General features: G+C 63.2%; 19 protein-coding genes and 1 pseudogene. 10 read left to right on the plus strand and 10 right to left on the minus strand.

What is annotated here, in order from left to right; translation table 11 throughout:
• Window positions 1-3: 3 nt before the first annotated feature.
• From JTE92_RS20675 to JTE92_RS20700, 6 genes are all read left to right on the plus strand, one after another.
• Entirely contained in the window at window positions 4-1,263 is a 1,260-nt protein-coding gene (locus JTE92_RS20675; protein WP_084254557.1) for a DUF1329 domain-containing protein, read from the plus strand.
• 85 nt (window positions 1,264-1,348) lie between these two features.
• On the plus strand, window positions 1,349-3,124 hold the full coding sequence (locus JTE92_RS20680) for an FAD-dependent oxidoreductase (protein WP_198065741.1): 1,776 nt from the start codon (window positions 1,349-1,351) through the stop codon (window positions 3,122-3,124).
• Window positions 3,125-3,140: 16 nt separating this feature from the next.
• The gene (locus tag JTE92_RS20685) at window positions 3,141-3,806 is read left to right on the plus strand and encodes an alpha/beta hydrolase (RefSeq protein WP_084254556.1); all 666 of its coding nucleotides are present in this window, start codon (window positions 3,141-3,143) and stop codon (window positions 3,804-3,806) included.
• Between the two features lie 12 nt (window positions 3,807-3,818).
• The gene (locus JTE92_RS20690) at window positions 3,819-4,223 is read left to right on the plus strand and encodes a hypothetical protein (RefSeq protein ID WP_063238871.1); all 405 of its coding nucleotides are present in this window, start codon (window positions 3,819-3,821) and stop codon (window positions 4,221-4,223) included.
• 101 nt (window positions 4,224-4,324) lie between these two features.
• Complete coding sequence (locus JTE92_RS20695) at window positions 4,325-4,768, plus strand: nuclear transport factor 2 family protein (RefSeq protein WP_063238870.1); 444 nt, start codon at window positions 4,325-4,327, stop codon at window positions 4,766-4,768.
• 196 nt (window positions 4,769-4,964) lie between these two features.
• Window positions 4,965-5,459: a LysR family transcriptional regulator gene (locus tag JTE92_RS20700; protein WP_063238869.1), complete on the plus strand. Its 495-nt coding sequence runs from the start codon at window positions 4,965-4,967 to the stop codon at window positions 5,457-5,459.
• An 81-nt stretch (window positions 5,460-5,540) separates the two neighbouring features.
• On the opposite strand, the gene JTE92_RS20705 is transcribed toward JTE92_RS20700, so the two are convergent.
• Window positions 5,541-6,212 carry an ArsR/SmtB family transcription factor gene (locus JTE92_RS20705; protein WP_063238868.1) on the minus strand — a complete coding sequence of 224 codons (672 nt, stop codon included), beginning with the start codon at window positions 6,210-6,212 and terminating at the stop codon, window positions 5,541-5,543.
• 176 nt (window positions 6,213-6,388) lie between these two features.
• Here JTE92_RS20705 and JTE92_RS20710 point away from each other — a divergent pair, with 176 nt between their 5' ends.
• Window positions 6,389-7,135, plus strand: coding sequence for an MBL fold metallo-hydrolase (locus tag JTE92_RS20710; RefSeq protein WP_063238867.1), 747 nt, complete (start codon window positions 6,389-6,391; stop codon window positions 7,133-7,135).
• Entirely contained in the window at window positions 7,132-8,394 is a 1,263-nt protein-coding gene (locus JTE92_RS20715) for an MFS transporter (RefSeq protein ID WP_063238866.1), read from the plus strand. Before JTE92_RS20710 ends, JTE92_RS20715 begins: the two co-directional genes overlap by 4 nt.
• 801 nt (window positions 8,395-9,195) lie before the next feature.
• Here JTE92_RS20715 and JTE92_RS20720 read toward each other — a convergent pair.
• Complete coding sequence (locus JTE92_RS20720) at window positions 9,196-9,441, minus strand: hypothetical protein (RefSeq protein WP_147318566.1); 246 nt, start codon at window positions 9,439-9,441, stop codon at window positions 9,196-9,198.
• Between the two features lie 869 nt (window positions 9,442-10,310).
• Here JTE92_RS20720 and JTE92_RS20725 point away from each other — a divergent pair.
• On the plus strand, window positions 10,311-11,528 hold the full coding sequence (locus JTE92_RS20725) for a Fic family protein (protein WP_063238865.1): 1,218 nt from the start codon (window positions 10,311-10,313) through the stop codon (window positions 11,526-11,528).
• A 249-nt stretch (window positions 11,529-11,777) separates the two neighbouring features.
• Here the strand turns inward: JTE92_RS20725 and JTE92_RS20730 are convergent, their stop codons facing one another.
• From JTE92_RS20730 to JTE92_RS20760, 7 genes are all read right to left on the minus strand, one after another.
• Window positions 11,778-11,945, minus strand: a complete 168-nt coding sequence (locus tag JTE92_RS20730) for a hypothetical protein (protein WP_157096922.1) — start codon at window positions 11,943-11,945, stop codon at window positions 11,778-11,780.
• Between the two features lie 66 nt (window positions 11,946-12,011).
• Window positions 12,012-13,181, minus strand: coding sequence for a CaiB/BaiF CoA transferase family protein (locus JTE92_RS20735; protein ID WP_063238864.1), 1,170 nt, complete (start codon window positions 13,179-13,181; stop codon window positions 12,012-12,014).
• Window positions 13,182-13,215: 34 nt separating this feature from the next.
• On the minus strand, window positions 13,216-14,142 hold the full coding sequence (locus JTE92_RS20740; RefSeq protein ID WP_232353282.1) for an IclR family transcriptional regulator: 927 nt from the start codon (window positions 14,140-14,142) through the stop codon (window positions 13,216-13,218).
• A complete protein-coding gene (locus JTE92_RS20745) occupies window positions 14,120-15,031 on the minus strand; it encodes an alpha/beta fold hydrolase (protein WP_063238862.1) in 912 nt (303 codons plus the stop codon). The genes JTE92_RS20740 and JTE92_RS20745 overlap by 23 nt, the downstream gene beginning before the upstream one ends.
• Window positions 15,032-15,040: 9 nt before the next feature.
• Entirely contained in the window at window positions 15,041-16,351 is a 1,311-nt protein-coding gene (locus tag JTE92_RS20750) for an alkyl sulfatase dimerization domain-containing protein (RefSeq protein ID WP_063238861.1), read from the minus strand.
• 24 nt (window positions 16,352-16,375) lie between these two features.
• Window positions 16,376-17,650, minus strand: coding sequence for an alkyl sulfatase dimerization domain-containing protein (locus JTE92_RS20755; protein ID WP_063238860.1), 1,275 nt, complete (start codon window positions 17,648-17,650; stop codon window positions 16,376-16,378).
• Between the two features lie 23 nt (window positions 17,651-17,673).
• On the minus strand, window positions 17,674-18,642 hold the full coding sequence (locus JTE92_RS20760; RefSeq protein WP_063238859.1) for a Bug family tripartite tricarboxylate transporter substrate binding protein: 969 nt from the start codon (window positions 18,640-18,642) through the stop codon (window positions 17,674-17,676).
• Window positions 18,643-18,775: 133 nt separating this feature from the next.
• Between JTE92_RS20760 and JTE92_RS20765 the strand changes: the two are divergent.
• Window positions 18,776-19,242, plus strand: a pseudogene (locus tag JTE92_RS20765) (integrase); the annotation flags it as partial.
• A gap of 392 nt (window positions 19,243-19,634) precedes the next feature.
• Here JTE92_RS20765 and JTE92_RS20770 read toward each other — a convergent pair.
• Window positions 19,635-20,429 carry a bestrophin-like domain gene (locus JTE92_RS20770; protein WP_084254555.1) on the minus strand — a complete coding sequence of 265 codons (795 nt, stop codon included), beginning with the start codon at window positions 20,427-20,429 and terminating at the stop codon, window positions 19,635-19,637.
• Window positions 20,430-20,869: the final 440 nt, after the last annotated feature.

The raw sequence follows: 20,869 nt of genomic DNA on the forward strand, positions 1-20,869 counted from the left end.
GTGATGAGAAATCGCATGAAGGGGCTTCAGGCGGCGGTCCTGACAATGGCAGCCACGATGGCGTGTGGTGTCGCGCTTGCGGCCGAATTGCCCGAAGGCACCGTGATCGAGAAAGCCAATCTCGACAAGGTCAAGAATGACACGTTTCAGGGACACACGATAGCAAGCCTGCTGACTGAGAAGCTGGAGTGGCAAATCCGGAACTGGAACCTCAAGCTTCCGCTTTCCCACGCTAAGCCTGTAGCGCTGGATCCGCGCTATCTCGAGGCGACGAGGAAGTATGCCGGACAGGTGAAGTACGACGCAAAGACACGTGAAGTCTCGGACTGGGTCGCCGGCATTCCGTTTCCGGATGTCTCGGCGAATGACCCGGACGCCGGCGAGAAGCTGATCTGGAATTTCTATTACGCGTCGCCGGAAGGGGATATCGCCAACAACAAGGCAACCTATCTGCTGATCAGCGGGGATAAGGGGCTGGAGCAGACGCAGGACTGGCTGTTCATGCGGTATTACCTAAAAGGCCGCCTTGGGGGCGAGAATCCGGTGTCCGGAGATGGCAGCACCCTCACCAAGACGCTGTTCGTCGCGACCGCACCCGAGGATATCCGGGGCCTGGGGACCTTCACCATCCGCTACGACAACGCAAAGCTCGAAGACAGCTGGGCGTATATCCGATCGGCCCGGCGTACGCGGCGCCTCTCCGGTGGCGCGTGGATGGATCCAATCGGGGGTCTCGACCAACTCAACGACGACATCTATATCTGGAACGCACGCCCGTCTTGGTACCGGCAAATCAAGCTGGTCGGCCGCCGCTGGATCCTGGCTAGTTCTGATGCCAGATTGGGCTACAACCCGGCAAAGAAGGGCTCGGCCGATGAGTGGCCCACCGTGGACCTGAAGGAAGCGCCTTATTGGAATCCCGTTCAGAAATGGCAGCCACGCGAGGTCTGGGTCATTGAGGCGACGCCGCCGGCCGAGCATCCGTACAGCAAGAAAATCGTCTATATGGATGTCAAATACCCCCGCCTGTATATGGGCGAGGCGTATGACAAGAAGGGCGAGTTCTGGAAGTTCTTCAACTTCCATATGCGCCCGACGGTGGCGCAGGACGGCATCCGCTACGTCTCGTCGGTGCAGGGCGACACCATCGATTTCAAAGCCAAGCATGCCTCGATTTTCCTGTTCCGCGATTACAAGCTGAACGAGAAGTCCATCAAGGAAGGCGATGTCTCGCTGAGCGCGCTAGAAACGATCGCGCGCTAGGCCTGCGTCTGCCGCGCTGCCATCTCTTTGCGACGATACCCAGCGGCGCGGCAGCTTTATTCGAACCGAAGGACCCGAGAACACAATGCGTAAACTGGACGACGACTCGACATCGCGCATCTCCCGGCGGGACTTTCTTCGCGCCGGCGGTGCAGGCGCGACCGCTACCGCGCTGGGTGTGATGGCGAAAGGCGCCGTGGCAGACATGGCGAAGGTGCGCTGGCGCCAGCAGGCAGACGTCGTGGTGGTAGGCAGCGGCGCGTCCGCTGCCGTAGCCGCGCTGACCGCGCGCAGTCAGGGTGCGAGCGTGATGATGCTGGAGAAATCGCCGGTGATTGGCGGTACTTCTGCCAAATCCGCGGGCATGTTCTGGATTGCCAACAACTTCCGGATGCGTGCAAAAGGCATGCAGGATCCCAGACCGGATTTCCTGGCCTACTGCATTCGGTATTCCTACCCGCATCTCTACAACCCCGCTTCGGCGACGCTCGGTGTCTCGCAGTCGGTTTATGACCTGATCGGTGCGTACTACGACCATGGCGCTGCCATGGTCGATCTGATGCGGTCGAGCGGTGCGTTGCGTGTCGGCAGGTTCCATATCCTGCCGGAAACGGAAGCGGAGGACCTGCCTGACTACTTCGAGCATGGCGCCGAGAACAAGGCCCCGCGCGGCCGGGGCCTGGGCGCGCTGAAGGCAGATGGCACCCTCGGCTTCGGCAGCGAACTCGTGGGGCAGCTCAAGGCAAGGATTGACCAACTCGGCATCCCGGTATTGACCAGCCATCGCGTGACCAGCCTGGTCACCAATGCGAGCGGCGAAGTCGTCGGCATCATGGCCGATAGCGACGAGGGGCCGGTGGCCGTGCGTGCCCATCGCGGCGTTATCTTTGCAACCGGCGGGTATTCCTATAACCGGGAATTGCTGAATCTCTACCAGAGCGGCCCAGTCTTCGGCGGCTGCGGGGTGCCCACCTGCACCGGGGATTTCATCGCTATCGCCGCCGGCGTGGGCGCCAAGCTCGGCAACATGGGCGGGGCGTGGCGGGCCGAGATCGTGCTGGAAGAAGCGCTGCAGTACATCAGCGTGCCCAACGACGTCTGGCAGCCGCCGGGCGACAGCATGATCGTCGTCAACAAGTACGGCCGGCGCGTCTTCAATGAGAAGCGCAACTACCACGATCGCGCCCGTACACACCATGACTATGACGCGAACAAGGCCGAGTTTCCGAACCTGCTGACGTTCATGGTCTATGACCAGCGTGCTGCAGAGCTTTACGGCGGCAACCATCCATTGCCGACGCAACCGACCGGTGCGCCCTATGTGCTCTCCGGCAATACGCCTGTCGAACTCGCCGCGGCCATCGACGCTCGGCTGGCCACGTTGTCCGCCCATACCGGTGGCATCCAGCTCGCGCCTACATTCGCGCGGGAACTGGAGCAGACGATCGCGCGCTTCAATGCTTTCGCACATGCCGGACGTGACGCGGATTTCCAGCGTGGAGAATTTGCATACGACCGGGATTACCGCCCGATCTTCGGCATGCCGCGCAAGGGCACGCATTGGGGCGACGCGGCGGGAAAGAACCCGCTGCTATATCCGCTGCAGGAAAAAGGCCCGTACTACTGCATCATCCTGGCCCCCGGCACGCTGGACACGAACGGCGGGCCCGTGATCAACGCGCGAGCGGAAGTCTTGCGCAGCGACGATCGGCCGATTCCCGGACTTTACGGCGCGGGCAACTGTATCGCGAGCCCCGCGCACAACACGTACTGGGCCGGCGGGTGCACCTTGGGTAGTGGCATGACGTTCGGCTACCTTGCTGGCCTGCACGCAAGCCAGGCTTCGCCCCACGCTCTGTGAGGGAGTTTGAGCCGAAATGAAAATGCGCCGGTCCACACTCGAGTACCACTTTGAACCCGGCACGGATGCCAGGCTGCCGCGGGTGCTGGCCCTGCATGGCGCCGGCGCCGACCAGCGACAGCTATTGCCGCTGCTGGCGCGAACAGCTCCGCACGCGGCCATCGTCGCACCGAAGTCCGGACGCTGGTTCGCCTGGACGCCGGACGGCCAGTCCTATGCCTGGTACCAGGACTTGTCCTTTCCGGCTGTCGAGCCGATCGGCTTTGGCGACGCCCTTTGGCAGCTGGAGCGCTTCTGCGCGGAGCGTGCGGGCGAAGGCACCGGCAGAAGGCCGCGCCTATCTGAACGGATCGATGTCGTCGGGTTCGGGCAAGGCGCGGTGCTTGGACTGGTGCTGGCCGCGGTATGGCCAGAACGCTTCAGGCATGTCATCGCGCTGGGCGGATATTGGCCGCGCATCAAGGGTTGGCAGCCTCCGCGGCGTGCCATGCATGAGGTACAGGTGACCCTGTTCCTGGATCCGTCCGGCCCCGTTGATCACGCGCTGGCCGAAGCCACCGCCGGCGAGCTTGCGCAACGCGGGGCCTGCGTGGAGGCTGCGTGGTTCGTTGGTGCCAACGACCTGTTGGCGGCAAGCCTGGACACGCAATTGGCGGCGCGCCTGTCGCGCCCGCTCTCATGACAGGAGGAAAGGATGAAGGCATTCGGCATTCCTTGCCTGGCGCTGGCCGCTGGTGTGCTGTCAGCAACCTTGAGTGGACCATGCCGTGGTGAAGGCGTCAGCTTCGCCAGGGATATCAAGCCCATGCTGGTGCAGAACTGCGCCGCATGTCACCAGGGGATGAATGCCCCCGCAAGCCTCGATTTGCTACCCAAGGTCATTTATACCAGCTTGGTCGGTGTCAAGTCGACGCAGAGTCCGATGCTGAGAGTCGCCCCCTCGGCGCCGGATGCCAGCTACCTGGTGCGCAAGCTGGAGGGGGCTCACCTCGAAGTGGGAGGGCAGGGCGTGGCCATGCCTCCCGGCGCTCCGCCGCTCGACCCCGCACAGGTTGGGGCGATTCGCCAGTGGATCGGCAACGGGGCGATGAATGACTGACGTAGCGACATCGGAATCGCGCCTACGCTGCCATACCGTTCATCAATCTTCCGGCGTCACCCCCAGCTTTGGGCATGCCGGGAACATCAACAGGAGACACCATGGAAATCCGTGCAATGACCGATGAGCAACGCAAGGCGATCGCGTTGGAGTACCTCAAACGACTCGACCGGGCGCAGGATGTACTAGACCTGTTCGACATGCATGCGGAAGTGTATTTTCCCAAATGGGGCGTTGCCGCAGGCAAGGACAAGATCGGTCAGCTTTTCACCGACCTGATCGCGCTCTTCGATTACATCAGCCACGACTACACCTATGCCAACGTGATTCAACAGGGAGACAAGGTCGTGGTGGAGTCGACCACGCACGGACGTACGCGTGCCGGTGTCGAATGGCGTGCTGGTGTGACCCACGCGGGCCGGTGGTGCGATGTGTTCGAGATCCGCGATTTCAAGATCCAGCGGCTGTATATCTATCTGGATCCGGATTACGAAGGGGCCGACACGGCACGGTACCCTTGGCTTCGCGAGCGCCAATACGTCTAACGGATGCCTGGAAAGTAGCGACCGGGGCGGGGCGAGCAGCCCTTTCCCTGATTGCCGCTATGGCGCTTCCGCAGTAACCTCTGTCCTGTCGAACCGGCCAATTACTCGGCCATCCCACAGAGGAGTTCCCATCATGCCGGCAGCGCCTGGTACCAAGGCTGACACGCCATGAGGGACCACGCTCGAACAATGGCGCGTGGTGCAGGCCATTGTCGAGCACGGCAGTTATGCCCAGGCCGCCGAGGCGCTGCACCGCAGCCAGTCGTCGGTTAGCTACATGGTGGCCCGCCTGCAGGAGCAACTGGGCGTGGAACTCTTCTCAATGGAAGGGCGCAAGGCGCGGCTGACTGAGAACGGCGCGGCCCTGTTGGCACGCGCCAGTGAACTGCTAGGCGATGCCTACCGCCTCGAGCAGCTTGCCGAAAACCTCCAGCGGGGCTGGGAAGCGGAGGTGCGCTTGGCGGTGGATGCTGCGCTGCCTGCCGATTTGCTGCTGTCGGCGCTGAAGGCATTCGCGCGCCTTGCGCCCCAGACGCGCGTGCACGTCACCGAAGTGGTGCTGTCCGGCGCCGACCAAGCCTTGCTGCAACGGCAGGCCGGCCTGGCGGTCGGCACCCGTATACCGACCGGACACTTCGGCGAGCGACTGCTGGACATTCCGTTCGTAGCCGTCGCGCTGGACTGCTCCTGACTGCTTGTTCACTGACTCTTGCTGGCCTCTCGGCCATCGTCGTTGGCGTTAGCGAATGACCGAGAGCACCCGAACGCCTGGTCAAGCGGGGTTGACCTCCACTTCTAGGCCAGCCGCCTTCCATTCGGGAAAGCCGTCGACGAGGCGGCGTACCCGGTAGCCCTTGTCACGAAGTGCCGCGACTGCCTCGAACGACAACACACAATACGGCCCGCGGCAGTAGGCTACGATCTCCTGGTCTCTCGGCAACGCCGACAGACGCCGCTCGAGTTCATGCAGCGGAATATTGAGCGCACCTGGCAGGTGGCCGAGGCTATATTCATGCTCGGGACGGACGTCGAGCAGCGTGACTGCGCCTGCCCGAAGCTGTTCAGCCAGCTCCTCGCGCGACATTGGCGAAAGCGCATCGCATGCCGAGAAATAGTCGGTCATGACCTGCCGGACTTCAGCCATATTCCGCTCCCCGACGCAGCCTAGTGCCTTCAGCAAGGCAACTACTTCGCTTTCTCCGGACAGGCTGTATAGAACGTGCTTGCCCTGCCGCGCTGTGTCGACAAGGCGCGCCCGGCGCAAGATCTGCAGATGGCGCGAGGCGTTGGCGAACGTCAGCCCGGCAATGGTCGCCAGCTCATCAACGCTGCGCGGCCCTTGGGCTATGTGCTCCAGCAGCTCAATCCGATGCGGATGACCGACAGCTTGCGCGATGCCGGCCAGACTTGCGTAGATGGCCTGCTTGGGCCCTCTCTGCGCCATACGTTTTCTCCAATTGATGTGTGCGCGCCTAGCGCTAGGACGCACCGTGCCCAAGGACTGGAAAGCGCGGTCGCATGCAATCCTCTTCCGGCAGTGCTTGACACGCTAACCGGCAATGATCAATCATTCTCGGGATTGATTGAATGATTGCATATCGCTCAGGAGGTGCGCAAGCCATGATCGTCAGGCAGTTTCTCAATGACACCCCTATTGGAGCGTCATATCTCGTCGGATGTGGCGGGAAAGGCATCGCCGCTGTCATCGATCCGATCCGAGAGCCCAGCGTGTACCTTCGTGCCGCCGAAGCCGGGGGAATGCATATCGCTTTCGTGGTTGAGACGCATATTCATGCCGATCACATATCAACCGGCCGCGCCTTAGTCGGCGCCACCGGCGCCGACTATGTGCTGTTTGCCGACGCTCCGGTGTCATACCCGTTCAAGGGGGTGCGCGACGGCGACGAACTGCCGCTGGGAAACGTCACCGCGCGGGTACTGCACACCCCTGGCCACACCCCGGAACATATCTGCCTGCTGATTACGGACCGCACCCGGGCTGACGAGCCCTGGTTTGTGCTCACCGGACACACGCTCATGGTCGGCGACCTCGGCCGTACCGAGTTGGCGACGAGTGTCGAGGAAGGCGCGCGCGATCTGTTCCGAAGTGCTCGCCGGCTGGCTACGCTGCCAGATTACGTTGAAGTGTTGCCTGGGGCCTATGCCGGTTCGGTGTGCGGTCGCAGCCTAAGCGGTAAGCCTTGGTCCAGCATCGGGTTCGAAAAACGCTTCAACAAGGCATTGCGCATCGAGAACGAGGCCGCCTTCGTCGCACACATGATGGCCGACATCCCGCTGCCTCCCCCCGAGGCGGCGAAGATCCGCGAAGTGAATGCGGGACTTCAAACACGGGCCACACCGGCATGACGGCCGCCACGGAATCGACGGCCAGGCACAGCGCCGGCGTCAGGCTCGGTCTCAAGGAAAACTGGCGCCAGTTTGCGCTATTGGTCCTGATCAATGCCTTCGTGGGCGGACTGGTGGGCATCGAACGCACCGTCGTTCCGCTGATCGGCTCCGAAGAGTTCCATATCGATTCCACGACCCTCATAACGTCGTTCATTATCAGTTTTGGCGTGGTCAAAGCCTTTGCCAACCTCGTGTCGGGCCAGCTTGCCGACTCCTGGGGGCGTAAGCGGGTGCTGGTGATCGGGTGGCTGGTGGGATTGCCTGTGCCCTTCATGATCGTGGCTGCGCCAACTTGGGGATGGGTCGTAGCGGCCAACGTGCTGCTGGGGCTCAGCCAAGGTTTCGCCTGGTCCATGACGGTGATCATGAAGATCGATCTCGTCGGCCCCAAGAGCCGCGGGTTGGCGGTCGGACTGAATGAGTTCGCCGGCTACTTCGCTGTGGGGGCGACAGCTTTCCTCACAGGCTACCTGGCAAGCCGGTTTGGCCTGCGGCCGGTGCCGATCTATTTGGGCATCGGCTATGCCGTATTGGGAACTCTGCTGTCGATCCTGTTGGTGCGCGACACGCGCGAGCATGTGCGTATCGAAGCCCGGAGGGGGCACAAGGTCGAGTCGACACTGAGCTTCCGCGAAGTCTTTACGCTAACGTCCTTCCGCAACCGCAATCTGTTCGCGGCCTCGCAGGCCGGCTTGGTGAACAACCTCAACGATGGTATGAGTTGGGGCATCTTCCCGCTATTCTTCACGTCCTTCGGACTAGGGGTTGAGCGAATCGGCATTCTCAAGGCCGTCTATCCGGTCGTGTGGGGCGTGGGCCAGGTCGTTACCGGCCCATTGAGCGACCGCTGGGGTCGCAAGGGTCTCATCGTGGCCGGCATGTGGGTACAGGCCGCTGGCCTTCTGGTGACCGCCGCCACAGGTCAGTTCGTATGGTGGCTTGTGGCCAGCGTGCTGCTCGGTCTGGGCACCGCCATGGTCTACCCCTGTCTGATCGCCGCCGTCTCTGATTCCTCCGAACCGGCTTGGCGCGCCCGCTCGCTCAGCGTGTACCGCTTTTGGCGGGATCTGGGCTACGCCATCGGCGCGCTGTCCGCCGGACTGATCGCTGATCGCTTTGGTTTTGCCGCCGCGATTTACGCGATTGGTGGCCTGACCTTCCTCTCTGGCGCCATCGTCGCCGTGGTAATGCGCGAAAACAGGCCAAGGCCGGCTTGACCCTCTGAAGGGGGGCTGCCAGTTTTGGCTCATCTGTAAGGACGTCCGTTCCAGGAGGGATGGCGCCTCTCACCTAGCGCACGGTCTCAATGTCGACGCGCGTTACGCGGTAGTCAATTGGGCCTTCCTATGCTCCGCCCCGTTGTCTCGCTCTTGGTGTTGCCCATCGTGCTTGGCACCGCTTCCGTCTCAGTGCAAGGCGCCCCATGGTAGGGATCGGGTGGGCCGGCCCACCGGGGGACATGCCGTTCCAGCAGCGCTCGCCGAGTCTCCGGGCATCGGCTGCGCGGCAGTTCAGCCAATTCCGGATTTCCAGTCCAGCAAACGCGCACGTAGTCGGCTATTGACGGCGTTCCTTTTACCGGCCGTGATTAAAGGTCTTTGACTATTAAGGAATTTCGGCTGGCTCGCGATGAAACGCCGTCACCAAAAATGACACAAAAGTGCTTACATGCTAGCCATGGAGTCGGGTTTAGCTAGCAAGGCCGTCCGCTGGCCGAGCATATTGCTGCAGGTACTGGCTGAGTTGTCACGACTTTTGTGTCACCACTGAGTATTCATGCGGGATACCGGACCATGTGTCATCAACTTTGCGTCCTGAATGTCATCAGTTTTGTGTCAACAGCCGGCGAGGTTGTCACCTCATGCAGCAAAAAAGCGCGCTCCCCTGCCGCGACAGTTGACATAGCGCCAGCTATGTCAAATTGCATATCGTTGCAACGATACGGAAGAACCAAACAGGAGGAAGCGGTGGGCTAGCGGCGCATGGCCGAACATGCCTTTCGCCCCTGGGCGAGCGCCTCATCCAGCGTTAGGATCGTCGGATGGCGCCCGACGCGATATCGCGCCGCTCTGGCGCGCAGGGTTGGCTGAAGGGACAGCTTCGACGATGACAATGGTCGTCGGACCCGCGCTCGGCTGGATGGTCGGATCGCCGGCCGGCGTCAAACCTGCCGCACGCGTCCTGGCCACCGCCTGCTCGATCGCACGTCCGACCACGTCTTGAACGCGTTGGCTCATGATGTAGTGAGTCAGTTTCGAAGCCATGGCGCCTCCCTCTGTGGTTCGTGAGTGCATCATAGTCGGTTACGCCAAGCAATGCGTTGCGCTGCGCAGGCGTTCCGAGTCCGGTAGACTCTCCAAACAGGAGGTCCAGGCATGGCAACGAAGCTGTCCCTATACATCCTAAGCGAGAGGTTTCAGGAGGCCTTTGCGAGGGCGGTGGCGCGGGCCGCAGAAGAGGCCAGGGCAGTTGGCTTGCCTCCGGCAGGCAGTCCGGTGAAATCGCCGCCGTCGAAGCGACGCGCGACGGTCGTGTATCTTCCCCCAAAGCCCACCCGTAGAGGCGAGGGAAGCCGGTAGTCAGCCTGGTTACGCCTTGCTTGCGGGAAGGTGGCGCGATGGTGGCGCGGCCCAGTGTGACGGCGGTGGCCGCGAAATTCGCCGGCTGGCAGCGTCACGCTGGCCACCGGTTCCTCGCGGCCGCGTCGCTTCTCGGCACCCAGGCACGCTGCTCCGCTGGGCCAGGCGCGGTGCCTTCTCTTTCCAAATTCGGACGGCCCGCTGCGCGGGCAGGCTTTCCGCCATCAAGGCTGGGCGACAGGCAGCGGCATCGGCCAACTGGCGTCGTCACCAGTGAGCGCCCACCTGGCGTGAACAGACCTGCCCGGACCCAACGTCAGCGGATCCAACCCACCTGGATGCGCGGTGCGCGCGGCGTACGACGCTGCCGCGCTGTTTTGGTCGCGTCGCGCGCGCACCAGGACGCATCGCGTCGAGAGAAAAAGCGCCTTTCTCTGCCTCCATCATGATTGCCCTTATCAGTGGATCAGGCTCAAGTGCAGAGTGCCTCACGGTGATCCGAAATATCTCAAAATCGGCTCAAAATTTGAGGCGTATATGGCAAAATACGGCTCATGAAACCAATCTCGCCTTGGATTTGGCGTCGCGCAGATTGGCCCGTAGGGGCTCTCGCCTATGACGCCGAGAGAGCCGCGCCCGATTTGGCGGAGGCCTACCGGATGCACGGTGTCTTGGAAGGCAAGGCCATTGCCATCGGCCTTGGCAGTACCAGCCAGGTAGCCCTCGATGCGCTGTCCGATGAGGTGCTGGCCACGGCTGCCATTGAGGGTGAACGGCTCTCGCTCGATACCGTTCGCTCGTCGGTCATGAGGCGACTTGGATTGGCGACGTCCGGACCCATTAACCGAAGTGTCGACGGCCTGGTGGACGTCATCAGTGACGCAACGACAGCCATTGATACGCCCTTGGACGAAGACCGTCTGTGCCGCTGGCAATCTGCGTTATTCCCTGGTGGCACTTCAGGCATCCATCGAATCGCCGTCGGTCGCTATCGTGACCATGCCGATCCAATGCAGATCGTGAGCGGTCAGCCGGGCCGCGAGGTGGTCCATTACGAGGCACCGCCTTCAGAGGACGTACCGGCTCAGATGAAACGTTTCATTGCCTGGTTCGCCGACACCTCGCCGGTCCAGGCCTCGGCGTTGCCGGCAAGTCGCAAGCCCGTCGATGGCTTCGCCCGCGCCGCAATCGCGCACCTGTGGTTCGAGAGTATCCACCCGTTTGAGGACGGCAACGGCCGCATTGGTCGGGCTATTGTCGACATGGCCATGGCTCAGCATCTGAGACAGCCGGTGCGCCTGTACAGTCTGTCGCGGCAGTTCCTGTTCTCACGCTCGGCGTACTACGATGCCCTGAACCATGCTCAGCGCGGCGAAACGGACGTTACAGCATGGGTGCAGTGGTTTGCGCGCCAAAGCACGGCTGCCTGTCATGCCGCGAGCCTGGTCATCGACCAGGCAATTGAGAAAAGGCGCTTCTGGGAGAAGCAAGAGGGCAGCGATCTTCATGAGCGGCAGCGCAAGGTGCTTCAGCGCCTCCTCGACGACGGAGACGGCGGCTTCTTGGGCGGACTGAACGCTGAGAAGTACATGAAAATGACGGGGGTCTCAAAGGCCACGGCCACTCGCGATCTATCGGAGATGGTCACGGGCGGGCAATTGCGGAGCCACGGTGCGGGCAAGGCGGTGCGCTATTACATCAATGTGCCCGGGTGGTCGCATGGTCTAGCTGTGGAGGCGATCCGGGTGGTCCAGACCCCGAAGGAGATCTAGTCGTTGCAGGGACTGGCCTCAGGGTCCAGTTCCGAGCTCAGGTTTTCCAGGCGGCGCAACGCCGGATGGGGGCCGCCGTGCCACAGGTGCCACTTGGCGCCATACAACGCCTTGATCGCGTACGACGTCAAAGCTGCAAATGCACTGCCGGCAGGGGTACAGCCTCGCCATCGCCTTGCCGCGTAGTCAGCCCCCGGTTTGGCGCGGTCTCCTCTGAAGCTTCGAACGATGGATCTACATTCATTCTTCCTATTCGACGATGAGGCCAAAGAATTCAAGCCACGCCCCCAGCGTGGACAAGAATTTGGAAGGGATGTTCTGGAAGCTCATATGAGCGTCATACCCGACCGAGACTTCGCCGATACTGCGTCGCGAACCGGCCTCAGAAAAGGGGGTTATGATACTTGCGATCGGCATGCGCGATGTCCTAACCCTCCGCGGGCCGTGCAGCCTCAGCAAGGTTCTCCACTTGAAGTGGCGACATTACTCTGCATACAGTTCGGCCAAGACTTCATACGTATGCTGGCCGATTGTGGGCAGACTGCCCCCGTCCCTGCGCATCAGATCGATTCGGAGCGGGAGTCCCGGCAAAGCAATGTCGTTGCGCCCCACCGCGGCAACCGGGACAAAGGCATGCTCGTCACAGCCGCCGTCGATCTCGGCAAGCGTGCGCACTGCGCCCGATACCACGCCTGCCCGGGTCAGCAACTCGCACACTTCTTCGGACCTGATGCCGCGCAGGACCTCCCCGAGTTCCGCACGCAATGCGGCGCGATTTGCGACGCGCCCGGCGTTGTCCGCGAAGCGGCTGTCGGCGGCAAGGTCCTTGCGGCCCAGACATTCGCACAAACGCGCGAAGTGATCGTCGAGATAGGCGGAAACGACTACCTGCCCATTCGCGGTCGCGATCAGGTCCGCCGCCGGCGCGACGGTGGGCTGGCCATTGCCGCAGCGCAGTGGCACGTTCCCCGTCAGGCGATACTCGGCCCAGGACTGGCTCAGGGCTTCCAGCGCAACGTCGATCAGCGACACGTCGACCCTGCTGCCGCGCCCCTTGGTTCCGCGCCGGATGAGGGCGGCGAGTACGCCGGTCACCAGCGCATGCGAGGCCATGACGTCGACCACCGCGAAGCCCACCCGCATCGGATCGGCATGCAGTTCTCCGTTCAGGCTCATCATGCCGCTTTCCGCCTGCGCGGCAATATCAAATCCTGGGCGCGCCGCCGCGGCGCCTTCGTGTCCAAAGCCGCTGACCGAGCCATAGATGACACGGCTTGACCTGGCCAGCAGGTCATCCGCCCCGAGACCTATCCTGTCCATGACGCCCGGGCGGGCGTTCTGCAGGACCACATCGGCGCTGGCGGCCAGTGCGAGCGCCTGATCTCGCTGCGCCTCGACACGCAGGTTGAGCACCACCGACCGCTTGCCACGGTTGTACGCGGAGAACATCGGCCCGAACTCGTCCTGGCGCCAGCCAGTGAAGCGGCTGGCATCCCCGCCGGGCGGCTCGACTTTGATCACATCCGCGCCCAGCTCAGCAAGGGTCTGCGCCGCGGCAGGCACCGCGATGAACTGACCAAACTCGACCACTCTGAGCCCCTTCAGCGGGGCATCCGCTTCACGCTTTTCCGGTTCTGACATCATCATATTCATTCGTGGATCACCCGGGACCGGGACCCGCTCCGAACTACTTGTCCAGAAGCCTGTCGCCAATCTGCCGCGCAGCCGCCAGCAGTTGCCGCCCTGCGCTCGCTTCCAGCGCCTCCTGGTCGCCGTGACTAATCGACAGCACGCAGGACAGCACCAGCAGCTCTGCGCCTTGCCCTCGCGGCAGCGGCGCGGCCAGCGCGGTGGTATGCGCCCTTAGCAGGTTGCGGCGCAGCACGTAGCCATGGCGCATGAAGTAGCGCCTGAACTCCTCGAACTCACCCTTCCGGCCGGACCAGCTTCCCGGCTCCTCATGCTCCAACTCTCGCGTGGCGCGCTTGCGCTCCTCGGCAGACGCGCCCACCAGCCATCCAGCGCCCACCGTGCTGTCCAGCAAGGGCAGCGTCAACCCTGCACCCGGCTTGCGCTTAAGCACATCCCTTGTCGTCACGCTTTCGATCTGCACCATCTTGAGCCGGTCCCTGACCGAGATGGTGACGGAGCCGTCGATGGCGTCGGCCAGTTCCTTCATGGGTCCGATCGAGAGCTGGCGCAGTTGCAAGCCGGCGAGCAGCGGGTAGCCAAGGCAAAGCACGCTGGTGCCAAGGCCAAACTCGCCGGTCTCGGGATTGCGACGCAGGTAGCCAAGCTTGATCAGCGTGTGCGTCAGGCGGGAGACAGTTGGCCGTGGTAGACCCGTGCGCCGGGCCAACTCCGCATTGCCCATCTCGGGAAAATCGACGGAGAAGCACTGCAGCACCCTCAGGCCGCGCTCGAGCGTGCTGGCGAACTGGCGATCATTGGGCTCTCGCAGGACGGCATGGGTCGCGCCGCGGCGCTTCTCAGGTGCGATAGTCGGGCTGGATGGGGTGCGCATGTCTGCGATCCGTGGCTGAACGTGGATCGACAAGTGTGCCACCGGTGCCGCCGCCCGTGAACGTTGCTCAGAGCCGATCGATTCTTTCATTGAGGAACTCCGTGATCAGGCGATTGACCTTGAGCCCCTTCTCGTGGACGACCCAGTGGCTGGCATCCGCGATCCGCTCCACGCGCCGGTCAGGGAAATAGTCGCCCAGACCTTCGAGGCAGCCGGGCAGCAGGAAAACGTCCTGCTCGCCCCAGATGATGAGCGTGGGCACCGGCACTACCATGGCGGCACGGTCGAATTTCACGCCGCTCGCGCCCGGATCCATTCGGGATGCCGGATGCAGCGGCGAAGCTCGGTAGTAGGCAAGGCCGGCGCGTACCGAGCCCGGGCGCGACCAGGTGCGGCGGCAAGCCGCCAGCAGGTCGTCATCCAGCCAGTCCGGCAAGCTGGCCGTCCCCGACGCCAGCATACCGATGAGGTAGTGATGATCGTCCGCGCACACCCGCGCCTCGGCGTCGTCTTCGAGGAAAAAGGTCATGTAGGCGCTGGCGGCCTGCTGAGCCGGGTTCTGGACCAGCTCGCGCCGGTAGATGTCGGGGTGCACCGCATTGATCATCACCAGTCCGTGCAGCCGCTCAGGGTGGCTGAAGGCCAGAGCACAGGCAATCGCACCACCCCAGTCGTGCCCAACGATCACGCATTTCTCCACGCCGAGGTGGTCGAGCAGCGCCACGAGGTCGGTCACCATGTGACGCGCACGGTAGCCATCCACCGCCGCGGGCCCGGTGGACTCGCCGATGCCGCGCGTGTCGACGGCCACCGCGTGAAAGTGGTCCCCGAACGCCTCAAGTTGCGCCCGCCAGGACATCCACGATTCGGGAAACCCGTGAACGAACAGCAGCAAGGGGGCATCGGCATGCCCGCACGCGGCATAGTGCAGCCGGATGCCGTTCAGTTGGACGTATTGGTGCCGGATCTCGAGCGCCATGCCTGCCCCCTAGTTCCAGGAAAAGTCCGCGGGTGGATCTTCCGCAGCCGTGCTGCCAATGGGCATGCCGAGCAAGTCCTCGGCACTGCTCAGCAGCAGTTGCCGCGAGACGACAGACGGCATTTGCGCCGCACGCTGTCTGCATAGCGTCGCTTTCAGCTCGACCGCCGCGCGCGTCGTGTCGCAAACAGACCCGGCCTCCGCCAGCAGATCTACCACATGGAGCGCGAGCTGGAACTCGCCCGCCGCCTGCAGCCGCCTTGCCTCGGCCAGCACGCCCTGGGGATCGGGAATCGCCGACAGCACAGCGGCGGCGGCCTCTGCCGGCCGCGCCGGGTGCAGGTGCGTGGGGTTGCGGTCCCACCAGCCATTCTCCATGCGCCAGATCTCGCGCACGATGTAGTCCGGCGCGCCGTAGATCGGACGCATGAACTTGTGACCGAACAGTGCTTCCGGATAGTCGATGTGATGCAGAATCTCCCGCTCACTCATTCCGGCGTTCATGCACTTGACCACCTCCTCTCGCAGATAGCGCAAGGCTCGGATCGGGATCTGGAAGGCGTCGTGGATGTCCCGCGGATCCGTGATGGGATCCCCGAACTCTGGCAGCACCTGCTGCGGCGCAAGGGCGTGCAGGCGCTCCAGCGTGCGCGCCCAGCGCAACGGGTCGCGGATGGTACGCAGAGGCGTGCCCACGTTGGGGATGCTGCGGATCATCGACGGCCCGCCATAGAGGAACCGCTCCTGCGGCAGCCACACCGCAATCGCGTCGTCGGTCTCGGATGGCGCTGCGAGCAGTTCGACAGTCCGGCCTCCGCCGTCGATCACCAGCCGGCTGTCGAAGGTCTGGTCCGGCATCGGGAATTGCTCGGCCGGCGTGGTACGAAACGCCTTGCGGAACTGGCGGCTGTTCAGCCACGCCTGTAGGGGCGCCGTCTCGAGATAGCGCCGGTACCGCGCCGGCACGCCCGCCTGCCCGATCAGCAGCGGACGCGGCTCGCCACGCTCCGCGGCATGCTCGATCCACAGCGGCGCGCCAGCGTTGTAGCCCGCGTGTCCGTGGCTGTAGGCGATGGCGAACACCGGCGCGGGCGTCAGTTCGCGCAGGCGGGCGATCATGGCGCGCGTGACGCTGCCGCCCGGGCCGGCATCCACCACGATCACGCCGCGCGGCGTTTCGATAGCAAGGGAGTTACCCTGCCCGCCCAGCGTGTGCACGCCCGGCACCAGGTCTGTAAAGTACTCGCTGCGCACCAGCACGCCCAGCCCGGTATTCGGTCTGACGCGTTGCTCGATCGTGCGGTTGGTCTCTGCCTTCATGATTCTTCTCCGGATGGTGATGGTTCACTGCCACGCGTAGCCGGATTCCCCGCGCTCCCGCTCGACACTGCCGATGGAACGCCCCAGCAGCTCGTCGGCGGTGCTCAGGTACAGGTGGCGCGATACCACCGACGTCACGGTCTTCGCGCGGGCCTCGCAGAGTTCGGCCTTGAGTCGGCGGGCTGCCTGTGTTGCCGGGTCGGAGGTATCCGCGCCATCGCCGGCCAGCAGGTCGATCACGTGCAGGGCAAGCTGGACCTGCGCGTTGGCCTGCAGTTCGCGCGCGCGCGCCAGTATCGGGCGAGGATCGCCGAGCGCCCGGCGCACTGCCGCGGCCCGCTGGACCGGCGCCGCTGGATGCAGGTCACTCGCATTGCGGTTCCACCAGCCGTTTTCGCTGCGCCAGATGTCACGCATGATGTATTCGGCGCAGCCATAGGCGGGCTTCATGTAGCGGCTCCCAAAGAGCGCGTCCGGCAGCGGGACGTCGTGGATGATGTCGTCCACGTGCATGCCAGTGTTCATCCGCGCCACCACCTGCTCGCGCAGGTAGCGCAGCGCGCGGGCCGGCACGGTCAGCGCCTCGTCGATGTCGGCCGCCTCGGTGAGCGGCTTGCCGAACTCCGGGATCAGCACGGCCGGCGCGAGCGCGGCAAAGCGGTCGAGGGTCTGCGCCCAGCGGATCGGGTCACGGTAAATGCGATAGGGAGAGCCGACGTTGGGGCATGTCTTGATGAAGGCATTGGCGCCATACAACGTGCGCGCGTCCGGAATCCACATCGCCGTACCGTCATCGGTTTCGGACGGCGCGTGCATCAGTTCCACATGGCGCCGTGAGCCGTGCAACACCAGACTGCGCTCGTAGGTCAGCGTTGGCATCTGGAACCAATGCGCGGGCGGCTGTGCCGGATAGTCGGTGCGGAACTGCCGGGTGTTAGTGTAGGACTGCAGCCCGGCCGTCTCGCGATAGCGGCGGTAGCGGTCGGCGACCTTGGCGTGGGCGACCAGTTCCGGGGACGCATGACCGCGGGCGGCGGCATCGTCCAGCCATTGCCTCACGCCATTGTTGTAGCCCATATGGCCGTGGCTGTAGACGATATACGCGAGGGGCTGCTCCAGCACCGCACGCACCTCGGCAATCATGGTGTCGGTGAGCGGGCCGCCCGGGCCGGCGTCGACCAGCAGCAGCCGGTCGCCAAGGTCGGCCACGACCGAGTTGCCTTGGCCGCCGACCGTGTAGACGCCGTCCGTGTGCCGGATCAGCGTCGGCTTCGACATCAGAATGTCGTTATTGCTCATTTGCCTGTCTCCTGGGGTGACATTTATTCGAGTGCGATGCCCGCGCTGCGGATCACCTCCGACCACTTTTCGACTTCCGCCCTGATGAAGCGTCCAAACGTCTCACCAGTTCCGCCCTGCGGCTGCAGGCCAAGTGCCAGTAGCCGGTCGCGCCGGGCGCTGTCAGCCAGCACCTCCTGTACCGCCCGGTTTAGCTGCGACACAACGGCAGGCGGCGTGCCTGCCGGCGCAAGCAGGCCAAACCAGCCGTAGCCCACGATGCCCGGGAACCCCTGCTCGTTAAACGTCTTCGCATCGGGAAAGACGCTCGAGCGCTCGTTGGAGGCGACGGCCAGTACGCGCAGCTTGCCGGCCTTGATGTGGGGCAGCGCGGTGGAAATTGCGGTCAGCGTCGCGTCGGCGCGGCCCGCGAGCAATTCCGTATAGGCGGTGGCGTCGCCCCGGTATTGGACGTTTAGAACCTTGAAACCGGCTTTGGCGGCGAAGAGTTCGCTGGTCAAGTGCGGGGCGGCCCCGACCCCCGGCGACGCGAACGTCACGCCTTCCTTCTTCCCGCGCGCAAAACGGACAAAATCGTCCAGCGTCCTGATGGGCGAATCCGCATTGACCACCAGGAAGACCGGAGCAACCACACAGAGGGCGATCGGCTGGAAGCCCTTGCGGACGTCGTAGCGTGCCTTGATGCCGGCGGCCTCGTTGATGGCAAAGGGCGCCGCGGCATAGAGCAGTGTGTAGCCGTCGGGTGATGCCGCAGCCACCTGCTCGTTAGCCAGGCGCGTTGCTGCACCCGGCTTGTTCTCCACGACGAACTGCTGACGCAGTCGCTGTGTCAAGCCCTCGGCAATGATGCGGGCCGAGATGTCGTTGGAGCCGCCCGGGCCATATGGTGAGACCATCCGCACTGGGTGTGCCGGATAGCCTTGGGCGAACGCTGCGCCGCAAAGCAGAACTCCTGCCGCGATACCCACCCGCAAGACGCTCCGCAATGTCATGGCCCTCCTCCTTTCCTGTTCGGTGTGCCGGCAACCGGCGTGCATTCCACGATAGAGGGCGAGCGCACGACGCCGCAGCAAGATTTCGCATATCGAAACAGTGTGTGTACCTAGGCGGTTTCGCATATCGAAAATCAAAGTCCGCGGCCGCACGCAGGTCGCGGCAATCGATTCCGCACGCGGCTTTAGCGAGGGCGAATGGCTGCTGGTGCGGACCATTGCCGATGGCTTTGGAATGGTCGTATTGCTGGAACGCGGTCGCCGCGCGGCGCCTGCGCTTCATTTTCGATTTCGCCTACGCGACCGGTTTTCGGGCCGCCGAAGTTGGTTGGTCCCGTGCTGGTCGATATCCACACGGCTGAGCGCAACGACCGTTGGCTGCACCTGGTCGGCAAAGGTGGGCGGCCTGGTAAGGTGACGTCACCACCACTTGCACGCACGGCGCTCGATCAGTATCTGGTCCAGTTCGGATTGCCGGTGAAGGCAGCTCGTTGGGATCCGAGGGCGCCCCTAATCGCCAGCTTGGAGCCGGACAGCTCCACCTATATCACCGGCACCCGGCTGTGGGCAGTGATGCGACGCTTCTTCATCCAAGCCGCGGTCGGGCCGGAATTCGTGAAATTTACGCCAAAAATAGCCTAACCATTTGATTTGGAAATTGAATTTCGTATTCGTGTTCGCTCATCGTCAGCTCCACGGGCACTGCAATGGCTGATCGTGTCAAATCGTCCTGCCTCCGCCCCGCACATGCGTTCTGGGACCTGCCTCACGCTGCGCGCGGCAGATAACGTCATTCGGGCAGCGATAGTCGTGATAGGGTGGCCCTGCCAAGCCTCATCGCTGCCACGGGCATTTGTTGTGGTCGGCAGGGTCAGGGCATGGGGTGGATTGCTTTCCGCCGCGCGTTGACTTGGTGTAGCGTCAGCCCGGGACGCTCGAGCGCATCCAGGTGTCACTCAACCTATTTCTTGGCGCTGCCGAGTTGCTGTATTTCATCGCAATCCATTGCGGACCTCCTGCAACATCTCGTCGAAAGCATCAACGCGGATCAGGCCTAGCCGCGGAAACTCCAAGTCGACGATAACAGAGAGTGTCACCGTCAACGAGGCCACGAAGAAAAGCGCGTGAAACCAGTTCCGAGGGCCGCGGCTGGCCATACCATAGCCCGCGAACAATGCCCCAACCCAGCAAAGCGCGAAAAGCATGCCGAAGATGACACCGGGCGGATGTTCCTTTGTTGAGGCAAGGCGGGTCGATGCCGTATCGAATGCTGTATTGAGCGCTGGCAACAGAAGCATGGTGGCCGCCGTACTAGCGGTTCGCTGGGACTCCAATACGGATCTTGTCCAGAGGCGTTCGCGCAGCTCGTCCGAACGTTTCAGGGCGGCCTCGACGCGTTTGCGATCGGGGACGGATCGATAAGCGTCAAGCCGGGCATCCAAATACTGCCTGAATATCTCCTGCAACTCCCCACGTGCAGGCTGCGGCAGCAGATCCAGGCGCAGGTAAGCAGTGCCAATGTCGTTGGCTTCCTGGATGATTAGCGTACGCCGCATATCAAAGCGGCTTGCCGCCCCGGAAAAGGTGAAGGCAATCAGTAGCCCAAGCAATGCGAATATCGCGCTTGCGACCACACCGACGCCCGTTGTCTCCGGTTCGCGACCGGAGGCAACCTGCCATCGCCACACCAGTCGTCCGAGTTCCAGGGCGATCAGGATACTTGTGAATAATCCCACTGCAACCATCAGGCCGCCGGCCCAACCGGCATCATAAAGTAGTGATGCCAAAATCGCCTCCGGTGCTTTGCCGCGCGATGCGGGCTTTCAACGTTGACGAAGTTATTGAGAAGTTTCGCCACCGTCAGTGCACTTCCGCACAGACGTCCGATAAGGGTAAGACGCTTATGCTTTCAACGTCAGCGTTGCGGCATGGGCCAACAGCCGTAGATGGTCGCGAACGGCCCGGCTAAGGCATCGCGATTTTTGGGTTTCCCGATAGCGCCCCCACCGCAGAGCGCCTCGCCATCGTCACAGCCGGCCGAGCTTGGCTGCGGCCAGCGGCTGGCCCCGACCCGCCTGAGACATCCGACTGCTTCGAGGCGGGCAGCCGGTTCAGCCGATGAGCGGTCATCCAACCCAACAGACGGCGATTGCATAGCCAACTCTTATAGGACGCTTGGCCCTGCCTGATAGAAGTTCCGAGTCGGTGACCAATTGGCGTCCGTCAG

The organism is Cupriavidus oxalaticus (assembly GCF_016894385.1).
Taxonomy (GTDB): Bacteria; Pseudomonadota; Gammaproteobacteria; order Burkholderiales; family Burkholderiaceae; genus Cupriavidus; species Cupriavidus oxalaticus.